This is a genomic window from Bradyrhizobium sp. KZN70725 (assembly GCF_055264925.1).
On the sequence record NZ_JBUYWT010000006.1, the window covers coordinates 209,574 to 232,074 of the forward strand.

Consider the following 22,501-nt stretch of genomic DNA (forward strand, 5'->3'; position numbering starts at 1 on the left):
TGCTGTGACGGGCGTGCTTTACGAGAACAGGATGGTCGACAACCGCTTGCGCCCCTCGACGGTTGCCTCATCGGTGCCGCCCCACGCCTCGAAGAACTGCACCAGCTGCTTGCGCGCGCCGTCGTCGTTCCACTTGCGGTCACGCCTGACGATGGCGAGCAATTGCTCGGTCGCTTCCGTGCGCTTGCCCATCGCATTGAGCGCGGTGGCGAGATCGAATCGGGCCTGATGATCGAGCGGGTTTGCGGCGACTTTCTGTTCCAGCTCCGCGACCGGGCCGACCGCTTCCGCCTGTTCGGCGAGATCGATCGCCGCCTGCACCGCCTTCACCGCGGCGTCGTTGCGCTTGGATTCCGGAACCATCGCGAGCGTCTGCTTGGCCTGCTCCATTGCACCCGACGTAACGTAGCACTTGGCGAGGCCGGCGAGCGCCGCGATGTTGGTGGCGTCGTGCGCCAGCACCTCGGCATAGATCTGCGCGGCCTGGGCGGCGTCGCCCTCGGCAAGCACGGCGTCGGCCTCGGCCAGGATCTCGGTGAGATTGGGCTCGCCGGCGGCCGGCACGCCCTTGGTGATCTTCTCGATGAAGGCGTTGACCTGGCTCTCCGGCACCGCGCCCATGAAGCCGTCGGCGGGCTGGCCGCCCACGAAGGCGATCACGGCCGGGATCGACTGGATGCCCATCTGGCCGGGGATCTGCGGATGCTCGTCGATGTTCATCTTGACCAGCTTGACCCGGCCCTTGGCGTTACGAACCGCCTTTTCCAGGATCGGCGTGAGCTGGCGGCAGGGACCGCACCACGGCGCCCAGAAGTCGATCATGACCGGCTGACGGCGCGATTCCTCGATGACGTCCTTGACGAAGGTCTGGGTCGTCGTCTCCTTGATCAGATCGGGCGCTGCCTCGGGCGTGGGGCCGCCCTGCTCCATTATCGTCACGTTGTCCTCGCCTGCTTCTGAGGTCGGAAATCCGGTGGGCGTTCTAGCACGCCCGGAACGGCACGTTCAGCCGTTCTGTCAGCTAGAGCATGATCCCGGAAAAGTGGGAACCGGTTTCCGGGATCATGCTCCGTAAATGGCAGTCAGCCAGCAAAATTCAATCGCTTGGCCGCCCGTCCCGTTCCATCGGAGATCGGGTGGGTTGGTGCCGCGGAACGGCCGATGATAGCGATCATTCATGACAGCAGGGGAGCGCCCGTGGCAAAGGCCTATTACAGCACGGTGTTCGAGCAGCCGGCCGGCGAGGTCTGGAAAATCATCCGCGATTTCAACAATTACCCGGTCTGGGTCCATGGCCCGCGGACGAGCGAGATCGAGGACGGCAAATCCGGCGATACCGTCGGGGCCGTGCGCAATGTGCTGTACCGGGAGCGGCGGATCCGGCAGCGGCTGCTCGCGCAGTCCGACGTCGAGCGCTTCCAGACCTACGAATTCGTCGACACCCCGACCCTGCCGATGACGGATTTCAGTGCGACCCTGCGGGTAACCCCGGTGATCGACGGCGACCGGGCCTTTATCGAATGGTGGGCCGTGTTCGATTGCGACCCGACCCGCCGCGTCGAGCTGGCGCAGACGCTGGCCGGCTGGTTCGAGACCTGGCTCGAATCGCTCCGGGACGAGATGGCCCTGAGGCCGGTTCCGGCGGAAATCTAAAGAGAAATCGGCGGCGCAGCCGGTTTCGGCCGATTCGGGGTCAATTTTTAGAGAAACCGTGCGATTTCGTGAGGTTCGGACCGCGCTCTTGTGTTGCATTCACAGACAGCTTTTGGCATAGGTCTGCCGTTGCCGGCGAGCGATCGCCGCCATTTCGGATGCGGGTGTAGCTCAGTGGTAGAGCACGACCTTGCCAAGGTCGGGGTCGAGGGTTCGAGCCCCTTCGCCCGCTCCAAAACTTCTCGCTGACCGAGCTGACAGTCTGATGAAGGCCCGCTGATGAGGCCAGCCCACTGGCGCGGGCTTTTTGCTGTCCGGCCCAAGGTCGCATCTCCAGGCCGCGATCGCGAGGTCAAGATGCCGCGGCCCGCCGTGGCGGTTTCCGGCTTTTGTTAACCGGCAAACGTTGCATTCTCAAAACTGATAGAAATCTGTGGTTGTGTTGGAGCTGGACTGGTTGCCGCCGGTTTTGCCGGGCGGCAAGCGCGTGAACGATGTCGATCTGTTGGAAGCCGGCTCCCGGGTTAAATCGCCGCTTGGCTCGCGCAAACGTCGCTGCGCTGGTCGTGCTCGTCGGCGTCTGGACATGTTCGGGCGCATCAGCGCAGCAATTGCCGAGCGACTCGGCGTATGCCCCGGCGCCCAGCTTCTCTCCCATGCCTGGCTTTGGGCCGGCGCCTGACTTCGAGCCGGCCGAACGGCCGCGAGCGCGGGTCTACATCACGACGCGGTCGCACCGGGGCGGCCAGCAAAACTTCTGCGTCAGGACCTGCGACGGCCGCTTCTTTCCGTTGCCGCGCGTCAGCGAGACGGCGGACGTCAAGGCATGCGAGGCGGCCTGTCCCGCCGCCGAGGTGAAGCTGTACTCCAGCTCCGATATCGACAGCGCCAGAACCGAAGCCGGCGAGACCTACAAGGCGCTCGCCAATGCATTCCGCTTCCAGCGCGAGATGGTGCCGCAATGCTCGTGCAGCGCCGGCGCGTCCACCGGCCTTTCGCCGATTGCGATCGAGGACGACATGACGCTTCGGACCGGCGACATCATCGCCGCCGATGACGGCTTCAAGATCGCGGCGATCACGAGCGGGCAGCGGCGCAGCGTGTTGTTCAGGCCGCTGTCGAAGGCCAAGGCGCAAGCGCTCGGTCTGGCGCGCCTGTCGTCGCGATAGAGGCGATCACGAGCGTTAGCTTCATTCGAATATCACGCTGCGGTGCAGAATGCCTTGTTATCAGGCAGGCTGCTCAGGAAAACTTCGTCTCAAATATCGTCTCAACTAGTTTTGACGCAGCGCACACCGGCGGACGCGCTTTTCAGCGTCGATGGATGTGCTACCATTTTGCCGTCTGACCTACCTCACGGACCGCCACCATCATCTCTCAGGGCGTTCAAAATCAATAACAGGCAAGCTGCAACGGCTTGCGTAGGGGAGTGACGCGATGAAATCCGCTTTCAATCGATCAATACTTGCGTTCGCGGCGATCGCGCTGCTGGCGGGGACGACCTTCGCCAGTGCGCAGCAACAGACAGACAAGAATCGTGCGCTGAAGAAGTACGAATCGGGCACCAAGGAATTCTGGACCCATCCGCCGGATGACTGGTTCCTCGGCGACGAGACCGAAGCGCAGAAGGGCCTTGCCCCGCCGTCCGGTCCGCCGACCGGCGCGTCCGATTCCGAGCTCGCGACGATGATGAAGAAGATCAAGCTGCCACCGGGCTTCAAGATCGAGGTCTATGCCTCGAACGTGCTCGCGGCGCGGCAGATGGCCTGGGGTGACAAGGGCACGCTGTTCGTCGGCTCGTTCGGGCTCGGCAACGTCTATGCGATCAAGGACAACAACGGCAAGAAAGAGGTCAAGACCATCCTCAAGGGCCTCAACATGCCGACCGGCCTCGCCTTCCGCGACGGCGCGCTCTACGTTATCGCGGTCGACAAGCTGATCAAGTACGACAATGCCGAAGCCAATCTCGACAATCTCGGCAGCGGCAAGGTGGTGTATGACGACATGCCGTCCTACGCGGCGCATGGCTGGAAATACATCGCCGTCGACAAGGAAGGCTGGTTCTACATTCCGTTCGGACCGCCCTTCAACATCGGCATTCCGCCGACCTCGGTGTCGCAGATCCGCCGCGTCGATCCGAAGACCGGCAACGCGGAAATCTGGGCGCTCGGCGTGCGCAACTCGGTCGGCGGCGACGTCGATCCGCGCACCGGCAAGTACTGGTTCACCGAGAATGCCCGCGACTGGATCAGCGACGATCTGCCGAGCGACAAGCTCAACATGATCTCGAAGATCGGCGAGCACTTCGGCTATCCCTATTGCCACCAGGGCAACCTGCCGGACACCAAGTTCGCGATGGGTCACAAGTGCTCGGAGTTCACTCCGCCGGTGTACAATCTCGGTGCGCACGTCGCGCCGCTCGGCATGAAGTTCTATACCGGCAGCCAATTCCCGGCCGAGTACAAGAACAGCATCCTGATCGCCGAGCACGGCTCCTGGAACCGGCATAAGTACCAGGGCGGCCGCATCGTGAAGATCACCGCGAGCCCTGACGGCAAGAACGCCAAGCAGGAGATCTTCGCCGACGGCTGGATCGAGGGTGACCAGGGCTATCTCGGCCGTCCCGCCGACATCCTGCTCGACAAGGATGGCTCGATTCTCGTCGCCGACGACTGGGCCGGTGCGATCTATCGCATCAGCTACAGCAAGAAGTAACGGTTGAAACAATGCGGGGCTGCGGTGGCCGATCAGGCAGCCGCAGCCCCGTTTACGTGGTTCGGCAAGCCCAACGACGGAACAGACTCGTCATGCCCGGACTTGATCCGGGCATCCATCCAAACAACAACCCTTCTGCAAGCCAGATGGATTGCCGGGCCAGGCCCGGCAATGACCCGTGGAGAAAACTGGCAATGCGTGTTACGTCCTTTGCAATCCTGTTCGCGGCGGTGATCGCAGTTGCGTCGTCCGCCAATGCCGCCGATGTCGCCGCCGGCAAGGCGAAGGCCGAACTCTGCGCCGCTTGCCACGGCGACAACGGCATCTCGCAGACCGAGAACATTCCCTCGCTCGCCGGCCAGCTCGACCAGTACGTTCAATGGCAGCTGGTGTTCTTCCGCGCCGGCGCGCGCAAGAACGAGCAGATGCAGCCGATCGTCGAGCAGCTCAACAACGACGACATCCGCAGTCTCGGCGCCTATTTCGCGTCGCTGACGCCGTTCAAGGGCGGCAAGGACGACAATCCGGACCTGTCCGAAAAGGGCAAGCAAGCCGCCGCCGGCCGCCGCTGCGCCTCATGCCATGGCGATACGTTTGCCGGTACCAAGGCGGTGGCCCGCATCGCCGGCCAGCGCGAGGAATATCTCGTCAAGGCGCTGCACGATTACAAGTCGGGCCAGCGCTCCGGCGGCGCCCAGGCCGCGATGGCCGATGTTGCCTATCCGCTGAGCGACGAAGAGATCACCGCGCTCGCGCATTATCTGGCGCATTTGTAGGTACGAAAAATGTGCGTAGCCCGGATGGAGCGCAGCGCAATCCGGGGCGCTCTATCTGCCGCGAGATGATTCCCGGATTTCGTTCCGCTCCATCCGGGCTACAAGATCACCCAGCCCGCTGCTTCTCATACGCCTTGAGATGCGTGTAGGCCGTGCGCAGCTTCGGCACCGGGATCTTGGCGGCGTCGGCGCGCACGATCAGGTCGCCGATCACGTGATCGGCCTCGACCGGCAGCCCCGCCTTGATGTCGCGGAACATCGATGCGGTCATCGGCGAGCCCTCGGTGGTCAGGAGCCCGCGGGTGCGCTGGAAGAACGGTCCGCCCGGGCCATGGCCGGCGTCGGCGGCGATCGCGCTGCATTCGTCGAGGATGCCGAGCAGGAAATCCTTGCCGCCGGGCGCGGCCAGGATGTTGCCGACCGAGGTCCGCATCAGGCTGGTGGAGGCGGCGAGCGAGGCCAGGAACACCCACTTCTCCCACATGTCCTGCATCACATGCTCGCTGGCGTTGGCGCCGTTGATCGCCGAGAAAGTTTCAGCGATCGCGCGCACCCGGTCCGACAGGCCGCCGGCGCGCTCGCCGAAGCCGAGCGACTGCATCGGCTGCAGCTGCACCACCTCGCGCTTCTCGTTCAGCGTCGCCGCGATCGCGCACAGGCCGCCGAGCACATGCTGAGCTCCGAACGTCTTGTCGAGCGTATCGAGATGCAGCATGCCGTTGAGCAGCGGGATGATCGCGGTCTTGTTGCCGACGGCGGGCGCAAAGGACTTAATCGCATCCTCGAGATCGAACGCCTTGCAGCTCAACAGCACGACGTCGAACTTGTCCGACAGCTTGTCGGCCTGCACGGTCGGCGGGTTGTTCAGCGTGACATCGCCGTTCGGGCTCTTGATCACGAGCCCGGCGGAGGCGAGCTCGGAAGCGCGGCGAGGGCGCACCAGGAAAGTGACGTCGCGGCCGGCCTGAAGCATCCGGCCACCGAAATAACCGCCGATCGCACCGGCGCCGACCACGAGAACGCGCATGGGAATTTGTCCTTCTTTGTTGTTGCCCGAGGAGGCGAGCGAATAGGGAGTAGCGAATAGATAAGGATACTGTTCGACTATTCGCTACTCGCTATTGGCCATTCGCTCATCTCACTTTCCCGATACCATTTCCTCGACTTCGCGCAGCTGCTCCTTGCCGAAGAAGATCTCGTTGCCGACGAAAAAGGTCGGCGAGCCGAACGCGCCGCGCTCGACGGCGGATGAGGTATATTCGATCAGCTTGGCCTTCACATCCGCGTCCTGTGCGCGGGCGAACAGTTTCGCGGCGTCAAGGCCGGAGGAGGCGATGGCTTTACCGGCGACCTCAGGATCGTCCATCTTCTTGGGCTCGACCCACATGTGGTGGAAGGCGGCCTCGATATACTTCTCGAACACGCCCTCAAACTGGGCGGCGACCGCCGCGCGCATCAGGTTCAGCGTATTGACCGGGAAAAACGGGTTCCAGGTGTAGGGCTTGACGTTGAAGCGCTTGAGAAAGCGTTCGGTCTCGATCTTCTGAAACTCCGGCTTGTTCCTGACGCCCGCCAGCGTCTCGGCCGGCGACTTGTTGTTGGTGGCCTTGAAGATGCCGCCGAGCAGGATCGGGACATATTCGAACTTGACGCCGGTGCGCTTTTCGATTGCCGGGATTGCTTCATGGCTGAGGAAAGCGTTGGGGCTGCCGAAATCGAACAGGAATTGCGGATTTTGGCTCACGGCGGTCTCTCCCTCGGCCTGTCTCGTTTGGGCTTGTTTAGCATGGACCTGCTGTCGCAGGCGCCATCAGTAGAATATGATAGTCATCATGTGAGCCGCGGCGCGCGATGTCAAATCAGCCGCTTGATGGTCTGCTTGCGCCATACCAGGGCGTAATAGGCCATCTGCAGCACGAACATGGTTGCAAAAGTGACGGGATAGGCGATCCAGATGCCGCTGACGCCGATGGTGCGGCTGAGCAGGATCGCGACCGGCACCTCGACCACCGCGATCGCAGGGTCGAAAGCAACAGCGGCATCCACACCGTGCCGCCGGCGCGCATCGCGCCCGAAAACACCGTCGCCATGCCGAACAGCACCATGCTCCACAGCACGATGTACAACAGCTGCTGCGCCAGCCCGAGCACGGCATTGTCGACGATGAAGAAGCCCATCAGCGGCCGCGCGAAGAGATAGCCCAGCACGACCAGCCCGCCGGTCAGCGCGAGATTCATCTCGATCCCGGTCCGGACGATGGCGCCGACCCGGGCGGAATCGCCGCGGCCGATCGCCTGCGCGCCGAAGATCGACACCGATATCGCGATCGAGATCGCCGGAAACTGCACATAGCCGATCACCTGGTTAACCGCGCCATAGGCCGCGGTGGCGTCCGAGCCGAAGCCGTTGACGAGGCCGAGCAGCACCAGCTCGGCAAGCGAGACCACCACCATGCCGATCGCGGTCGGAATGCCGAGCCGCAGCACGATGCGCAGCAGCGCGCCGTTCGGCCGCATCGCGCGCAGAAACGCGGCGTCGAAGGCCAGCGCATGGCGGTGCCGCAGCATATGGACATGCAGCCACAGCAGCGTGACCACGCCCGAGACCGCGGAGGCAACCGCAGCGCTGGCGACGCCGAGCATCGGCAGGCCGAGCCAGCCGCGGATCAGCGCCGGCGTCACCACTAGGCCGACGATGGTCGAGACCGTCAGCGCAACCAGCGGCGTCACGGTGTCGCCGACGCCGCGCATCATCGCCGTCAGCAGCAGGAATGCGAAGGTGATGGGCATCGTGATCATCATGATCTGCGCATAAGCCGCCGCGGCGTCGAGGACGTCGGATGGCGTCGCGAGCGCGATCAAGAGCGGGCGCGCGAACAGGCCGCCTGATATCGCGATCGCCAGCGCGAGCAGCAGCGTCACGGTCATGGTGGTGCCGGCGACCGCTTTCACCCGGTCGGGCTCGCCGGCGCCCCAGGCCTGGCCGATCATGACCGAGGCGCCGGCGCTCAGGCCGATCACGAAGGAAATGAAGAAGAACATCACCGGAAAGAACACCGAGACGGCGGCGAGCGCGTCGACGCCGATCATCTGGCCGAGATAGACGCCGTTGATGGTGCCGAACAGCGACTGCAGCACGTTGCTGAGCAGCATCGGCGCGAGGAAGGCGAGGAAGGCTTTGCGCAGGGAGCGAGGGTTGGACACGTTCAACTTCCAAAAATTGCGACGTCAGGGACGGCGGCGGACCAGGGGCTGCGGTTCAGTTCGATCAGAACCGAATCGCCGGCAGGCCGGGCCGCCATCCATGTCACTCGAAACCAGTCAGTCCGCTTGATCGCTATAGGCGAGCCGGATCGCGTGATCGCGGATGTCGGCCGGCCAGTCCGCGATCAGCGTCGCAAAGCGGCGCCGGTCGTGGGCGAACAGCGCGCGGATCGCATCTTCATAGTTCGGCCGGTTGCCGGCCATGACAGTCATGAAGCGATAGGCGGCATCCTGCGCGCTGCGCGTGCGGTCCTTGTCGCCGCTTGAGCGCCGCGCCTCGTCGACCAGCTTGCGGATCGCAACCGACGCGCCGCCCTTCTGCTGCGCGAGCCAATCCCAATGCCGTGGCAACAGCGTGATCTCGCGCGCGACGACGCCAAGCTTCGGACGTCCCGGGCCGCGCGGCGCGGTCGGCGTCGGCTCCTCGTCGCGCGCAGGTGCGGGCTGCGGCAGCCGCGCCAGCACGTCGTCGACCGAGCCGCGGAAATCGATATCGACCAGCGCCGAGGTGCGGCCGTTGAACACCAGGATCGCGGCGTCCTTGCGTTGGTCGAGGTGTTGCTTGGCGGCGCGCGCAACCTCCGGGAGGTCGCCGGCCCCGATGCGGTGCTCGCCTTCGAACGCGACATAGGCAGGATTCATGGTAGACCTCTCAGATTGCGCGACATACTGCCCGGATAATTCTTGGCAATCGCAGCGCGTGGATCTCGACTTTCTGGTTTCCCGCTGGCACCAAACGCCGCCCGATTGCGCTGATCTTTCAGAGGATGCCCATGCTGACGGTTCATCACCTCAACAATTCCCGCTCGCAGCGCGTACTGTGGCTGCTCGAGGAATTGGGCGTGCCCTACGAGATCGTGCGCTACCAGCGGCAGCCCGACATGCGGGCGCCGAAGGAGCTGCGCGCGATCCATCCGCTCGGCAAGTCGCCCGTCGTCACCGACAACGGCCACACGATCGCGGAATCCGGCGCGATCCTCGAATACATCATCGCGACCTACGGCAACGGGCGCCTGATCCCGCCGGCCGATACGCCGGAGCGGCTGCGCTACACCTATTGGCTGCACTACGCCGAGGGTTCGGCGATGACGCCGCTGCTGCTGAAGCTCCTGTTCACGCTGATGCCGAAGCGCGCGCCGGCGCTGCTGCGGCCCTTGGTGCGCAAGGTATCCAACACGGCGCTGTCCACGCTGGTCAATCCGCAGCTCAGGCAGCACATGGCCTATTGGGAAGGCGAGCTCGGCAAGAGCGAATGGTTCGCCGGCAGCGAGTTTTCCGGCGCCGACATCCAGATGAGCTTTCCGCTCGAGGCCGCCGCGGCGCGCGGCGGGCTCGAGGACGGCCATCCCAAGTGTATCGCGTTCCTGGAGCGTATTCACGCCCGCCCGGCCTATGCGCGGGCGCTGGAGAAGGGCGGGCCGTACCAGGTCGGCCGGTAAATACGCGGTCATCGCGGCAGCTCGACCAGCGGCAGCAGCCGCGAATCCGCCAGCGCCGCGGTGCGGTGTCCGATGCCGGCGAGGTAGGCCTCCGCCACCGCGAAGGCGAGGAACGCGCCACGGCTCTTCAGCCGGATCAGCATCGCGCGATCCCAGCGCTCGCCCTCCGGCCTGATCAGGAACGGGCCGCCTTCACCCATGAACAGGATATCGCCGCCGCTCTTCCGCAGATGCGGCAGCGTGTGCGCGACATAGCAGTCGTAGGCCTCCGCCCCCGTGATCGGCTGCGGCGGGGCGAGCTCCGGGCTTTGCGAATAGTCGGCGATCGCGTGGAAGCGCAACAAATTGAGCATCACCAGCTCGCCCGCGATCTCGCGCTGGGCAAAGTCGCGCCCGGCGTTCCAGGTCGGCTCGAGATAGCAGGCGGCGGTGTCCATGTCGGTGTCCCATCGAAGGTTGATGGCACTTTTTACCCGGGCATAATTGCTTTGTCAATAATACCCGGATATAAATAGCCCGACAGAACGACAGGAGTCACCATGAAGACCGAGGACCGCAAGCAAGCCATCGCCGACTACAAGAAGCGCGCGAGCGTCGCCGGCGTGTTCGCGATCCGTTGCCGCGCGACCGGCGAGGTTTGGGTCGGGCAGGCGCTCGACCTCGACAAGATCGAGAACCGCATCTGGTTCACGCTGCGGATGGGCAGTCATCGCAACGCCGAGCTGCAGCGCGCCTGGTCGGGGCATGGCGCGGACAATCTCTCGCTCGAAACGCTGGAGCGGATCGAGGACGAGGAGCTCGCCTATGTGCGCGACACGCTGCTGAAGGAGCGCGTGCAGCATTGGCGCGCGGAGCTGAATGCGTTCGCGGTGTAGCCTAGTGTGACGGCAGCGGCTGCACGGTGACGCCGGGCGGCGGCACGTCGTCGTCGGGCACGAAGAAGTCCGACATCAGCGGCACCGAGGGATCGACGCGGTAGCGCTCGAAGTCGCGGACGCCATTGGCATAGAGCACCTTGTCGTCGATGCAGAAATGCCCGGTGAATTCGCGCGACGGCCGGGTGATGATCGCGTAGGCCGCATCGCCCATGATCTCGGGCGTGCGGCTCGCGCGCATCATGGCGTCGCCGCCGAGCAGATTGCCGACCGCGGCGGTCGCGATCGTGGTGCGCGGCCACAGCGCGTTGACGGCAATGCCGGCCGATTTCAATTCGCCCGCGAGCCCGAGCACGCACATGCTCATGCCGAACTTCGCCATCGTGTAGGCGGTCGAGTGCTCGAACCATTTCGTCTTCATGTCGAGCGGCGGCGACAGCATCAGGATGTGCGGATTCTCCGCCTTCTTCAGGTGCGGGATGCAGTATTTCGACACCATGAAGGTGCCGCGGGTGTTAATCCCGATCATCAGGTCGAACCGCTTCATGTCGGTCGCCTGCGAATTGGTCAGGCTGATGGCGCTGGCATTGTTGACGCAGACGTCGATGCCGCCGAACTCGGCGGCGGTCTGCTCGATCGCCGCCATCACCTGCGCCTCGTCCCTGATGTCGCAGAGCACCGGCAGCGCCTTGCCGCCGGCGGCGCGGACCTCGTCGGCGGCGGTGTAGATCGTGCCCTTCAGCTTCGGATGCGGCTCGGCGGTCTTCGCCGCGATCGCGACATTGGCGCCGTCACGCGCGGCGCGCAGCGCGATCGCCAGCCCGATGCCGCGGCTCGCGCCCGATATGAACAGCGTCTTGCCCTTGAGCGACGTCATGAGAGCCTCCTGTGAGGGACGCACGAGACGATGGCTCCCTCTCCCCTTGTGGGAGAGGGCTGGGGTGAGGGGTATCTCTCCACACGGTATACTGCATGGAGAGACCGCAACCCCTCACCGGATTGCATCTGTCGATGCAATCCGGCCTCTCCCACAGGGGGAGAGGCGAAGCGGCGCAAGTTGACAGGTCAGTGCTCAATTTCAGCCATCCGCATGCAGCACGCGGCCGCGGGTTTCCGGCAGCGCGTAGGCGGCAATGAAGAACACGCCGTACGCCGCCACCGCGAAGATCGCGATCGCGTTGGCGAGCGTGGTCGTGGTCGACAGCGCGCCGACCAGGAACGGGAACAGCGCGCCGATGCCGCGGCCGAAATTGTAGCAGAAGCCCTGGCCGGAGCCACGCAGCCGGGTCGGATACAGTTCGGTCAGGAACGCGCCCATGCCGGAGAAATAGCCCGAGGCAAAGAAGCCGAGCGGGAAGCCCAGCACCCACAGCACCTCGTTGGACAGCGGCAGCTGGGTGTAGAGCAGCACCACTGCGATCGCGCCGATCGAGAAGATCAGGAACAGGTTGCGCCGGCCGATCCGGTCGGCGAGCCAGGCGCCGACCAGATAACCGATGAAGGAGCCGATGATCAGCGTCGCGAGATAGCCGGTCGAGCCGACCACCGAGAGCTTGCGCTCGGTGGTGAGGAAGCGCGGTACCCAGAAGGTGATGGCGTAATAGCCGCCCTGCATGCCGGTGCCGACCAGGGAGGCCAGCAGCGTGGTCTTCAGGATCGGTCCGTGGAAGATCTCCCACAACGCGGCGGGGCCGCTGCCAGAGGCCTGCGCCTGCGCCATGGTCGCGGCGGAGATTTCCGGCTCGGTGACGTAGCGGCGCAGGTAGAACACGAGCAGCGCCGGCAGTGCGCCGATCACGAACATCCAGCGCCAGGCGTTCTCCGCTGGCAGCACCGAGAACAGGATCGCCTGCGCCAGCACCGCAAGGCCCCAGCCGACCGCCCAGCCCGACTGCACCGAGCCGACCGCGCGTCCGCGATACTGCGGCCGGATCGCCTCGCCGATCAGCACCGCGCCGGCGGCCCATTCACCGCCGAAGCCGAGCCCGAGCAGCGCGCGGGCGATCAGGAGCTGATCGAAATTCTGCACCAATGCGCAGACCAGCGAGAAGAACGAGAACCAGACGATGGTGAGCTGTAGCGTCTTCACCCGCCCGATGCGGTCGGACAGATAGCCGCCGAGCCAGCCGCCGACGGCGGAGGCCAGCAATGTCACGGTGCCCGCGAGGCCGGCGGTGCCGGGGTCAACCTTCCACAGCGTGATGATGGTGCCGATCACCAGCGGATAGATCATGAAATCCATGCCGTCGAGCGTCCAGCCCGACGCGCAGGCCCAGAACGTGCGCCGCTCCTGCAGGTTCATGTCGCGATAGAAGGCGAGGAGGCTGGTGTCCTCGATCTCTGCAACTTCCATCGGTTTGGATTCGGCCGTGCTCATGCGCGTTCCCCGGAGAAATCTTTCACCGGCTCTTTGCGATCCGCGGCCGGAGGTGCGCGGATCGCCAATCTATCGCGATGTCGCAGGCGGGGCAAAGCCGCGTTTGCACGCCTTAGGTGCGGATCATCCTTTAGTACCCCGCAGCCTCCGAGCCGCGCGTGCGCGGATCCGGCGCGCCGAGCAGACCGTTGGTCGTGACGAGGATCGAGTTCGCGGAGGAGTAGCCGAGCGGCTCGACCAGCTTGTGGCCCTTGGCCTTCAGCTCGGTCAGCACCCCGTCGGGAAAGCCGCGCTCGATCCGGACCTCGTCGGGCAGCCATTGATGGTGCATGCGGGGTGCGGCGACCGCGGCCGCGATGTCCATCTTGTAGTCGATCACGTCGACGATGATCTGCGTCACGGCGGAGATGATGCGGCTGCCGCCGGGCGAGCCCGTCACCAGCACCGGCTTGCCGTCCTTCAGCACGATGGTCGGCGACATCGACGACAGCGGACGCTTGCCGGGTCCCGGCAGATTGGCCTCGAAGCCGACCAGGCCGAAGGCGTTGGAGGCGCCGGGCGCTGCGGTGAAATCGTCGAGCTCGTTGTTGAGCAGCACGCCGGTGCCGTCGGCGACGAGGCCGACGCCGTACGGGAAGTTCAGCGTATAGGTGTTGCTGACGGCGTTGCCGCCGGCATCGACGACAGAGTAATGCGTGGTGTTGTCGCCTTCGTGAGGCTGCTTGGCGTTGCGCACATCGGTCCAGGGCGTGGCGCGGGCAAGATCGATGGTGGCGCGCTGTTTGGCGGCATAGTCCTTGTCGATCAGCAATTGCGTCGGCGCGTCGACGAAGGCGGGATCGCCGAGATAGCGCGCGCGATCGGCATAGGCCCGCTTCATCGCCTCGATCATCACATGCAGCGAGGCGGCCGAGCCCTGCTTCATGTCGGACATCGGAAAGCCTTCGAGGATGTTGAGGATCTCCAGCAGCACGACGCCGCCGGAGGAGGGCTGCGGCATCGAGACGATGTCGTAGCCGCGATAGCTGCCGCGGATCGGCGTGCGGATCACCGGCTGGTAGGAAGTCAGATCCTCGAGCGTAAAGATGCCGCCGGCATTCTTGATGCCGCTGACAAGCTTCTCGGCAACCGGACCTTCGTAGAAGCCGCGCGGGCCCTGTTCGGCAATATCAGTCAATACGCCGGCGAGATCGCCCTGGATCAGGCGGTTGCCCTCGCGCAGCGGCGTGCCGTCGGCGTGCGAGAATGTTTTGGCCGAATTCGGCCAGCGCGACATGCGGCGATACATGTCGTTCAGCGTGTCCGATGTGTCGTCGGTGACGATGAATCCGTCACGCGCGAGATCGATCGCGGGCTTGAGGATCTGCGCCAGCGTGAACTTGCCGGAGCCGTATTTCTCCAGTGCGAGCGCGAGACCCGCGACCGTACCGGGCACGCCGATCGCGAGCGCGGAGTTGCGCGACTTGTCGGGATCGGGCTTGCCGTCGGCGTTCAGGAACATGTCGCGGGTAGCGGCCTGCGGCGCAGTCTCGCGATAGTCGATCGCGACATCCTCATTGCGCCCGGCGAGATGGATCACCATGAAACCGCCGCCGCCGATATTGCCGGCGCGCGGATAGGTCACCGCCATCGCGAAGCCGGTGGCGACCGCGGCGTCGACCGCGTTGCCGCCCTGTCGCAGGATGTCGGCGCCAACTTGCGCAGCCAGCTTCTCCTGCGCCACCACCATGCCGTTTTCGGCGTGAATGCTGCGAATCGTGTCCGCGGCTGAAGGTTCATAGAAGCGGCGCTGGACCTGGCCGAGGGCAGGCGTCGCGATACCAATCACCAGGAGAGCGGCAAACAGCCGTCGCGACATCGTTGCCGTCAGCGCCATCGAAATGTCCTGCCCTGTTCATCGCCGTATCAGTCAAACCGGCCCATGCTATATGGGAGCGGATTGGAGCGGCAAAAGCCTGCCTGTGGTTCGAGTTGGGGAATATCTTTCGCGATGACGGCAACAATGCAGACGGGCGCCGGTGACGCGAAGGCCACCACCAAGGTTTATCCTGGCCGCGCTGCCGTCATCAGCTGGATCTTCTTCGACTGGGCTGCGCAGCCATATTTCACGCTGATCACGACCTTCGTGTTCGCGCCCTATTTCGCGAGCTTCGTCGCGCCTGATGCCGCGAGCGGGCAGGCGCTCTGGGGCTTTGCCACCGCAGCCGCGGGACTTGCGATCGCGCTGCTGTCCCCGGTGCTGGGGGCAATCGCCGATGCCAGCGGCCGGCGCAAGCCGTGGATCGCGGGCTTCGGTGCGCTGCTCGTGATTGGCGCCAGCGCGATGTGGATCGGCAAGCCCGGCAATCCCGACATCATCCCGGCGCTGCTGCTCGCCTATGCGATTGCGAGCGTCGGCGTGGAGTTCGCGACCGTGTTCAACAATGCGATGATGCCAACCCTGGTGCCGCCCGACAGGATCGGGCGACTGTCGGGCACCGGCTGGGCCACCGGCTATGTCGGGGGCATCCTGAGTCTTGTTCTCGTGCTCGGCTTTCTTGCCGCCAATGCCGAGACCGACCGCACGCTGTTCGGCTTCACGCCGCTGTTCGGTCTCGATCCCGCCATGCATGAAGGCGACCGCATCACCGGTCCGCTGACCGGGTTGTGGTTCATCATCTTCGTGACGCCGATGTTCCTGTTCACGCCGGACTATCCGACGAAGCGCCCGATGCGCGCGGCGCTCGGCGAAGGCCTGCGCGAGCTCAGGCAATCGTTGTCGAGCCTGCCGAAGCAGAAGTCACTGGCGCGCTTCCTGCTGGCGAACATGATCTACACCGACGGGCTGGTCTCGCTGTTTGCGTTCGGCGGCATCTATGCCGCAGGCACGTTCGGCTGGGACACGATCCGGATCGGTACCTTCGGCATCATCCTCGCGGTGGCCGGCACGTTCGGCGGCTGGATCGGTGGCAAGCTCGATGATGCATTCGGACCGAAGCGCGTGATCACCGCCAGCTTGCTGATCCTGCTGTTTGCGATCGTCGTGATCCTCACCGTGAACAAGGATTCCGTCCTGTTCATCCAGGTCGTGCCGCCGGTGCCTGGCGGTCCGTTGTTCGCGGGCGCCGCCGAGCGCGCCTACATCGTGCTGGGCTGCCTGATCGGCGCCACCGGTGCGCCGCTGCAGGCCGCCTCGCGCTCGCTCCTGATCCGCCTCGCGCCGAAGGATCGCATCGCGCAGTATTTTGGCTTGTTCGCGCTTACCGGCAAGGTGACGTCGTTCATCGGCCCGCTCCTGATCGGCGCGATCACCGCGGCGACCGCGAGCCAGAAGGCCGGCATGGCGGTGCTGGTGGCGTTCTTCGTCGCGGGACTGGCGCTATTGGCGAAGGTGCGGGAGTAAACCACCGCCGTCGTCCCGGCGCAGGCCGGGACCCATACCGCGTGATCCATCGAAGGCGCGCTGGGGCTAGTTGTCCCTCACCAAGCAACATGGGTGGTTATGGGTCCCTGCTTTCGCACTAGCGGGGACGACAGGTTTGTAGCCCGGATGGAGCGAAGCGCAATCCGGGGTCTTTGGTCCGCGGAGAAACCGCCCCGGATTTCGCTACGCTCCATCCGGGCTACAGGTCGTACTCAATGCCGGAAATGCCGCACGCCGGTGAACACCATGGCGATGCCGTGCTCGTCGGCGGCCTTGATCACCTCGTCGTCGCGCATCGAGCCGCCGGGCTGGATCACCGCGGTGGCGCCGGCCTCGATGCAGGCCAGCATGCCGTCGGCGAACGGGAAGAAGGCGTCGGAGGCGACCACCGAGCCCTTGGTCAGGGGCTCGGCGAGCTTCAGCTCGGCCGCCGCATCCAGCGCCTTGCGCGCGGCGATCCGCGCGGAATCGACTCGGCTCATCTGGCCGGCGCCGATGCCGACGGTCGCGAGGTCCTTGGCGTAGATGATGGTGTTCGACTTGACGTGCTTGGCGACGCGGAAGGCGAATTTGAGATCGCGCAGCTCGGCGTCGGTCGGCGCGCGCTTGGTCGCGACCTTCAGGTTCATGTCCTCGACCACGGCATTGTCGCGGCTCTGCACCAGGAGGCCGCCGGCGACGGTCTTGGCGGTGAGGCCGACCGCGCGCGCGTTCGGCAGGCCGCCGGCGAGCAGAAGGCGGAGATTGCGCCGGCCGGCGATGATCGAGATCGCCTCCTCGGTCGCGTCGGGCGCGATGATCACCTCGGTGAAGATGCCGATGATGGCGCGCGCGGCGTCCGCATCGAGCGGGCGATTGACCGCGATGATGCCGCCATAGGCCGAGGTGGAGTCGCAGGCCAGCGCGCGGGCATAGGCGGTGGCGAGATCGGGTCCCTCGGCAACGCCGCAGGGATTGGCGTGCTTGACGATGACGCACGCCGCGGTGCGCTGCGGATCGAACTCGCCGACGCATTCATAGGCCGCGTCGGTGTCGTTGATGTTGTTGTAGGACAGTTCCTTGCCTTGCAGCTGGCGTGCGGTCGCAACGCCCGGCCGCTTCTCCGGCGTGGCATAGAACGCCGCGGTCTGGTGCGGGTTCTCGCCATAGCGCAGCGACTGGATCAGCTTGCCGCCAAAGGCGCGGAAGTCCGGCGCCTTGGTGTCGAGCTGTACGGCAAACCAGTTCGAGATCGCGGCGTCATAGGCCGCGGTGCGCGCATAGGCCTTGGCGGCGAGCCGGCGGCGCAACTGAAGCGAGGTCGCGCCCTTGTGCGCGGCGAGCTCGTCGAGCACGGCAGAATAGTCGTTCGCCTCGACCACCACGGCGACGTCGTCATGGTTCTTGGCCGCGGCGCGGATCATCGCGGGCCCGCCGATGTCGATGTTCTCGATGCACTCCTCGAAGCCGGCGCCTTTGTCGACGGTGGCCTCGAACGGATAGAGGTTGACGACCAAGAGGTCGATCGGCGCGATGCCGTGCGAGGCCATCGCCGCGGCGTGTTCCTTGTTGTCGCGGATCGCGAGCAGGCCGCCATGCACCTTCGGATGCAGCGTCTTGACCCGGCCATCCATCATCTCCGGAAAACCGGTGAGCTCGGAGACGTCCTTGACCTTCAGCCCCGCCGCCGCGATCGCCTTGGCGGTGCCGCCGGTCGAGACCAGCTCGACGCCATGGTCGGCCAGCGCCTTGGCGAAATCGATCAGTCCGGTCTTGTCGGAAACGGACAACAGAGCGCGGGTCACGCGGCGAAGCTGCTCGGTCATATCGGAAAATCCCTGGCTGTTAAGGCAGCCGGGTAGCATGGTTTTGTGCCGTACGAAACCGGTACATGCGCCTGATTCCCCGCAAATTGAGGGTGGTTCGGTATTCTTTCCCCGTCACCCTGAGGAGCGCGCAGCGCGTCTCGAAGGGTCGACGGCCACCGGCAGGGCCGTGCATCCTTCGAGACGCCGCTTCGCGGCTCCTCAGGATGACGGGTCGGAGGACTCACCCGTCCTACAGCGGCAGTTCCGGCTCGCGGCGGGCGTTGCGGCGCGCGGTGGTGGCGGAGGCCGAGGTCGAGGAGCGCACGAAGCTCCAGCGGATGGTGCCGGCCTGCCTCGCGTCCTGCCGGATCACGATCTGGGAGGTGCGGCGCGGGCCGTCATTGCCGGCCAGGAACACGCTGTCCTCGAGATCGACCTTGTCGTCCATCGCCTCGAAGGTCCAGACGTCGCGGTTGGGCAGCACCAGCATCACGCCGCGGGCATCCGACAGCCGGCTCGCCTTCACCGAGGGATGCAAATGGAAGCGCAGCGCGAAATCGGCCTCGCTGCCCTTGATGCGGCCGCCCGGCGCCGGCGACAGCGAATCTTCGCCCTCCAGCCGCGTGCCGTCCTGCGAGACCATCAGCACACGGCGGTGGATCACGCCGAAGCGCGAGAGATAGCCGTCATGCGAGGCGGTGAGCACGTCGCCGTCGGGAACGGCTTCGCGGTAGCTCTCGACATTGCTCGGACCGCTGGTGATGGGCGCGCCGCGGAGCAGCCGCTTCATCGCCGACAGCTCGACGAACTGGCATGACGAGGTATCGCGATAGGTCAGCGTCGAATGCGCCGCGGTGGAGCGCGCGAACGGCCGCCAATTGTCGCGGCCGGTGCTCGGCATGCCGCAATTGACGACGATGCGGCTCACGCCGGAGGACAGCTCGAACGACAGGCAGCCGGCATGCGCGTCCTGGCTGACGCTGGCCGGCGGCGGCGGGCCGGTATCGATGATCAAGGCGGTGTTGCCGGCATCAAGCCGCTGAAAGCCGGTATGCGGCATGCTCGCCATCGGCACGCCGCGGGTGTCGTCATAGGCGAGCAGCGTCGCGACGAGATCGGACGGCGCGGTGCTCATGCCGTTGAACAGCGCGAAGCTGCCGTCGCCGTGCCGGAAGAAGCGCAGCATCGGCATCATGCGGTCGATGGCGTTGAGCAGCGCCGGCGGCGGCGCGATATTCCGTGCAGCAAAGGTCTGTCGCAGCGGCAGGAGATCGCTGAGCAGTTCGACCAGCGCGCCGGGATTGCGCGAGATGTGGCCGCCATCGGGCAGGATCTGGCGCTGCAATTCGTCGGACAGCTTGCGCGTCGCCGATTTGATGTTGCGCGCCTGGTTGGCGAGACAGAGCGAGGCGTAGCACAGCGCGATCAGCACCTGCAGGCGCGGAACGCCGTCATTGTCGAGCGTCGCGTGGCGCAGATAGCGGATCTCGCGCGCCAGCCCGCGCAGATATTTGCGGTAGAATTTTCCGTCGGTGTCGCCGAGCACCAGCGGTGCCTGCGACAGCAGCGAGATCACCCGCCGCGCGCGCACATCGGCGCGGCGCTCCAGCGGCCGCTTGCGGGCCTGGTTGGAGATCCAGTCGTCGACCAGCGAACGGGCGTTGGCGCGGGTCAGCGCGGTGTCGGCCGCGCGCAGGTGGCGCAGCCAGCCAAAGCCGAGCAGGGCGGCTTCCCAATCCTCCGACGGTGGCTCGAGATCGAAGATCGAGCGGCCGTGGCAGGTGACGATCTTGCCGGCGAAGACGAATCGTCCGGCATAGATCTCGGCCGCGCGGGTGGCGTCGGCGGTCCGCAGATCGTGCGGGGCGATGACCAGCCGGTCGGTGCGGCCGGGCCAGAGCCGCGACAGCGCAATCGTGCTCCCGCTGGCGCGTGCGAGCATGCTGCGGGCAAAGCGGCCAGCAATCAGCGTCGAGATGCGTCTGCTTTGAGCGACCGACACGCCTAACCTTGCGGGGAGGGAATTTTCAACGAATCCTTATTTAGTCCGGAAACGCGGCCAAGACACCTGCCAAGGCACCTGCCCAGACACCTGCCCAGGCACCCTCTTGATACCGCACGAATCACTTCGAGCTTAGAGGACTGAAGTTTAAAATCAGGATTTAACCAGCCGGGCCGCGTAAAATCCATCCAGCCCGCCGAGCCGCGGGTCGGCATTGGGCAAATGGCTCGGCAAAGTGCGCAGATCGCCGTCGGCGGTGATGATGTCGTCGAGGCCGGCGACCTCGCTTGTCTCGACCGGCGCACGGCGCAGGCCTGATTCGCTCGCCAGCAGCGCGGCGATCGCGTGCTCGCCTTCCTCCGGCTCCAGCGAGCAGGTGCAGTAGACCAGCGTGCCGCCGGGCTTCAGCAGATTGGCGGCTTTTTGCAACAGCCGCTTCTGCAGCGCCGACAGCGCGGCGATGTCGCCTTCCTGCCGCAGCCAGGCGACGTCGGGATGGCGGCGGATGGTTCCCGTCGAGCTGCAGGGCGCATCGACCAGGATACCGTCGAAGCTTGCGGCCTCGGCGGGCCATTCGGCGGCGTCGGCGACGACGGTCTCGGCCTGCAACGCCAGACGCGTGAGATTGTCGCGCAGCCGCGCCACACGCGCCGGCGAGCGGTCGACCGCGGTGACGTGCGCGCCGGCCAGCGCGAGCTGGGCGGTCTTGCCGCCGGGCGCGGCGCAGAGATCCGCGACCGCCTTGTCCTTGATGTCGCCGAACAGCCGCACCGGCAGCGCGGCGGCGGCGTCCTGCACCCACCACTGGCCTTCGGCAAAGCCGGGCAGCATCGTGATGGAACCCTGCAGCAGCGTGCGCACGGTTCCCGTCGGCAGCGTCTCGCCGTGCAGGCGGGCCGCCCATTGCGCCGCGTCCGACTTCACCGTCAGATCGAGCGACGGCTCGTGGCCGAGCGCAAGCGCCATGTCGCGCGCGGTAGCTTCGCCGTAATGCGCGTTCCAGCGCGCCAGCATCCATGGCGGCAGGTCCAGGGTCTGCATGCTGATCTCGTCAATCAGGCCCTGGCCCTCGCGCGCGCAGCGGCGCAGCACGGCGTTGACGAGCCCGGCATATTTCGCGGCGCGCCGGTCGGACTGCACCAGCCGCACCGAGAGATCGACCGCGGCATGGTCGGGCACGTCCATCCAGAGAATCTGTGCCGCGCCGATCAGGAGCGCGCTCTGCGCGCGCGGCGCATCAGTCGGGATGCCGCGATCGAGCAGGCGCGACAGCAGATGGCCGAGCGTGCCGAGCTTGCGCAAGATGGTCGACACCAGCCGGCGCATCAGCGCACGGTCGCGATCGGCGAGCGATTTCAGGCCGGGATGCGCGCCGGCGCCGTCGAGCTGGTCGTCGAGCGTGCGGTGCTTGTGCAGCACGCCATCGAGGATGTCGGCCGCGATGCGGCGAGCCGCGAGACCGGGGACTTCGGCAGGTACTGCAAATCTTGAAGGAGGCATGAAGCGGAGATATCTCAAAGGTGCTGAGTTACATTCGGCTCATGCCCATCAACTCCATACCACCTCTGGCATGCGAATATGCCAAATGTAAGAATCGCCTTGCGGGATTTCGTGATCGTGATGTCGTCACTGAGCCAGTACAGAGATACGGAATCCGCAGGCAGAAAGTTTTGCCATGTCTGATAAATCGCCGTTGTCATCGCCGCTGGAGGCCGCGCCGCGCAAGCCGCTGACGCCAGCCGCGCAACGCGCGCTCGCCGAGGCCGCCGCGCGGCGCAGGGCTGCCGAGGAGGCGGCCGCGCAGAACGCGGCTGCGCGGCCGAAGGAGTTCCAGGGTCCGAAGGGGCCGGAACCGACGCGTTACGGCGATTGGGAGACCAAGGGCATCGCTTCGGATTTTTGAGGCACTACCCGTTCGGCGTGCGTTTCGGAATCTGCAACTCGACCATTTGGGATATCCGCTCTTTCAGCAAGTAACTCGCTACTTCGCTGACCGATGATCCGATGTGTGTGTGCCGCGCGAGGTAGACCAAGCTCTCGTAGAGCGGCTTGGGTACCGTGACCTTAAAGGTTTCGCTTTCCCCTTCGTTTGGAGGGCGTCCAACCATTGCATGCTCACACTAATAAAGCGCTATTAAGTGCATTATTTGGATTGAGGAGTCGAATCGACTCAGGCAATATGGTCAGGTAAAGAAAAAGGCCTCCCCGCAA

Annotated in this window: 20 protein-coding genes, 1 tRNA gene and 1 pseudogene; 10 read left to right on the forward strand and 12 right to left on the reverse strand. The window is 65.3% G+C overall.

What is annotated here, in order from left to right; all coding sequences use genetic code 11:
• Nucleotides 1-18: 18 nt before the first annotated feature.
• Entirely contained in the window at nucleotides 19-939 is a 921-nt protein-coding gene (gene trxA, locus ACZBJS_RS08570) for a thioredoxin (RefSeq protein WP_026192069.1), read from the reverse strand.
• A 258-nt stretch (nucleotides 940-1,197) separates the two neighbouring features.
• Here trxA and ACZBJS_RS08575 point away from each other — a divergent pair, with 258 nt between their 5' ends.
• The 6 genes from ACZBJS_RS08575 (at nucleotide 1,198) to ACZBJS_RS08600 (ending at nucleotide 5,144) form a co-directional block, all read left to right on the forward strand.
• Nucleotides 1,198-1,653, forward strand: coding sequence for an SRPBCC family protein (locus ACZBJS_RS08575; protein WP_463438632.1), 456 nt, complete (start codon nucleotides 1,198-1,200; stop codon nucleotides 1,651-1,653).
• 160 nt (nucleotides 1,654-1,813) lie between these two features.
• Nucleotides 1,814-1,888 (forward strand) — tRNA-Gly (locus ACZBJS_RS08580).
• Nucleotides 1,889-2,092: 204 nt separating this feature from the next.
• The gene (locus ACZBJS_RS08585; RefSeq protein ID WP_253588420.1) at nucleotides 2,093-2,335 is read left to right on the forward strand and encodes a hypothetical protein; all 243 of its coding nucleotides are present in this window, start codon (nucleotides 2,093-2,095) and stop codon (nucleotides 2,333-2,335) included.
• Entirely contained in the window at nucleotides 2,310-2,822 is a 513-nt protein-coding gene (locus tag ACZBJS_RS08590; RefSeq protein ID WP_253588422.1) for a DUF2865 domain-containing protein, read from the forward strand. The genes ACZBJS_RS08585 and ACZBJS_RS08590 overlap by 26 nt, the downstream gene beginning before the upstream one ends.
• Before the next feature lie 268 nt (nucleotides 2,823-3,090).
• A complete protein-coding gene (locus tag ACZBJS_RS08595; protein WP_168856117.1) occupies nucleotides 3,091-4,368 on the forward strand; it encodes a PQQ-dependent sugar dehydrogenase in 1,278 nt (425 codons plus the stop codon).
• Between the two features lie 194 nt (nucleotides 4,369-4,562).
• A complete protein-coding gene (locus tag ACZBJS_RS08600) occupies nucleotides 4,563-5,144 on the forward strand; it encodes a c-type cytochrome (RefSeq protein ID WP_316395415.1) in 582 nt (193 codons plus the stop codon).
• A 106-nt stretch (nucleotides 5,145-5,250) separates the two neighbouring features.
• Here ACZBJS_RS08600 and panE read toward each other — a convergent pair whose 3' ends face one another.
• The 4 genes and pseudogenes from panE to ACZBJS_RS08620 form a co-directional block, all read right to left on the reverse strand.
• The gene (gene panE / locus ACZBJS_RS08605; protein ID WP_057021343.1) at nucleotides 5,251-6,171 is read right to left on the reverse strand and encodes a 2-dehydropantoate 2-reductase; all 921 of its coding nucleotides are present in this window, start codon (nucleotides 6,169-6,171) and stop codon (nucleotides 5,251-5,253) included.
• A gap of 111 nt (nucleotides 6,172-6,282) precedes the next feature.
• Nucleotides 6,283-6,888, reverse strand: a complete 606-nt coding sequence (locus ACZBJS_RS08610) for a 2-hydroxychromene-2-carboxylate isomerase (protein ID WP_057021342.1) — start codon at nucleotides 6,886-6,888, stop codon at nucleotides 6,283-6,285.
• A gap of 110 nt (nucleotides 6,889-6,998) precedes the next feature.
• Nucleotides 6,999-8,296 (reverse strand): annotated as a pseudogene (locus tag ACZBJS_RS08615) (MATE family efflux transporter).
• A gap of 168 nt (nucleotides 8,297-8,464) precedes the next feature.
• Nucleotides 8,465-9,049, reverse strand: coding sequence for a DUF2239 family protein (locus ACZBJS_RS08620; RefSeq protein WP_168856115.1), 585 nt, complete (start codon nucleotides 9,047-9,049; stop codon nucleotides 8,465-8,467).
• Nucleotides 9,050-9,180: 131 nt separating this feature from the next.
• Here ACZBJS_RS08620 and ACZBJS_RS08625 point away from each other — a divergent pair, with 131 nt between their 5' ends.
• Nucleotides 9,181-9,846, forward strand: a complete 666-nt coding sequence (locus ACZBJS_RS08625) for a glutathione S-transferase family protein (RefSeq protein WP_316395414.1) — start codon at nucleotides 9,181-9,183, stop codon at nucleotides 9,844-9,846.
• Nucleotides 9,847-9,854: 8 nt separating this feature from the next.
• On the opposite strand, the gene ACZBJS_RS08630 is transcribed toward ACZBJS_RS08625, so the two are convergent.
• The gene (locus tag ACZBJS_RS08630) at nucleotides 9,855-10,283 is read right to left on the reverse strand and encodes a DUF1330 domain-containing protein (RefSeq protein WP_316395413.1); all 429 of its coding nucleotides are present in this window, start codon (nucleotides 10,281-10,283) and stop codon (nucleotides 9,855-9,857) included.
• Nucleotides 10,284-10,385: 102 nt separating this feature from the next.
• Between ACZBJS_RS08630 and ACZBJS_RS08635 the strand changes: the two genes are divergently transcribed.
• Nucleotides 10,386-10,721: a GIY-YIG nuclease family protein gene (locus tag ACZBJS_RS08635; protein ID WP_057021339.1), complete on the forward strand. Its 336-nt coding sequence runs from the start codon at nucleotides 10,386-10,388 to the stop codon at nucleotides 10,719-10,721.
• A 1-nt stretch (nucleotide 10,722) separates the two neighbouring features.
• Here ACZBJS_RS08635 and ACZBJS_RS08640 read toward each other — a convergent pair whose 3' ends face one another.
• The 3 genes from ACZBJS_RS08640 to ggt form a co-directional block, all read right to left on the reverse strand.
• On the reverse strand, nucleotides 10,723-11,598 hold the full coding sequence (locus tag ACZBJS_RS08640) for an SDR family oxidoreductase (protein WP_316395412.1): 876 nt from the start codon (nucleotides 11,596-11,598) through the stop codon (nucleotides 10,723-10,725).
• A 201-nt stretch (nucleotides 11,599-11,799) separates the two neighbouring features.
• Complete coding sequence (locus ACZBJS_RS08645) at nucleotides 11,800-13,098, reverse strand: MFS transporter (protein ID WP_225161876.1); 1,299 nt, start codon at nucleotides 13,096-13,098, stop codon at nucleotides 11,800-11,802.
• A gap of 130 nt (nucleotides 13,099-13,228) precedes the next feature.
• Entirely contained in the window at nucleotides 13,229-14,974 is a 1,746-nt protein-coding gene (gene ggt / locus ACZBJS_RS08650; RefSeq protein WP_316395411.1) for a gamma-glutamyltransferase, read from the reverse strand.
• Between the two features lie 126 nt (nucleotides 14,975-15,100).
• Between ggt and ACZBJS_RS08655 the strand changes: the two genes are divergently transcribed.
• Nucleotides 15,101-16,480, forward strand: coding sequence for an MFS transporter (locus tag ACZBJS_RS08655; RefSeq protein WP_316395410.1), 1,380 nt, complete (start codon nucleotides 15,101-15,103; stop codon nucleotides 16,478-16,480).
• 233 nt (nucleotides 16,481-16,713) lie between these two features.
• Here the strand turns inward: ACZBJS_RS08655 and purH are convergent, their stop codons facing one another.
• The 3 genes from purH to ACZBJS_RS08670 form a co-directional block, all read right to left on the reverse strand.
• A complete protein-coding gene (gene purH, locus ACZBJS_RS08660) occupies nucleotides 16,714-18,306 on the reverse strand; it encodes a bifunctional phosphoribosylaminoimidazolecarboxamide formyltransferase/IMP cyclohydrolase (RefSeq protein ID WP_316395409.1) in 1,593 nt (530 codons plus the stop codon).
• Between the two features lie 232 nt (nucleotides 18,307-18,538).
• The gene (locus tag ACZBJS_RS08665) at nucleotides 18,539-20,290 is read right to left on the reverse strand and encodes a heparinase II/III family protein (protein ID WP_316395408.1); all 1,752 of its coding nucleotides are present in this window, start codon (nucleotides 20,288-20,290) and stop codon (nucleotides 18,539-18,541) included.
• A 153-nt stretch (nucleotides 20,291-20,443) separates the two neighbouring features.
• Nucleotides 20,444-21,790 (reverse strand): RsmB/NOP family class I SAM-dependent RNA methyltransferase, encoded by a 1,347-nt coding sequence (locus ACZBJS_RS08670; protein ID WP_463438633.1) that lies wholly within the window; start codon nucleotides 21,788-21,790, stop codon nucleotides 20,444-20,446.
• A gap of 175 nt (nucleotides 21,791-21,965) precedes the next feature.
• Here ACZBJS_RS08670 and ACZBJS_RS08675 point away from each other — a divergent pair, with 175 nt between their 5' ends.
• Nucleotides 21,966-22,193 (forward strand): DUF1674 domain-containing protein, encoded by a 228-nt coding sequence (locus ACZBJS_RS08675; RefSeq protein WP_057021331.1) that lies wholly within the window; start codon nucleotides 21,966-21,968, stop codon nucleotides 22,191-22,193.
• The last annotated feature ends 308 nt before the right edge of the window (nucleotides 22,194-22,501 follow it).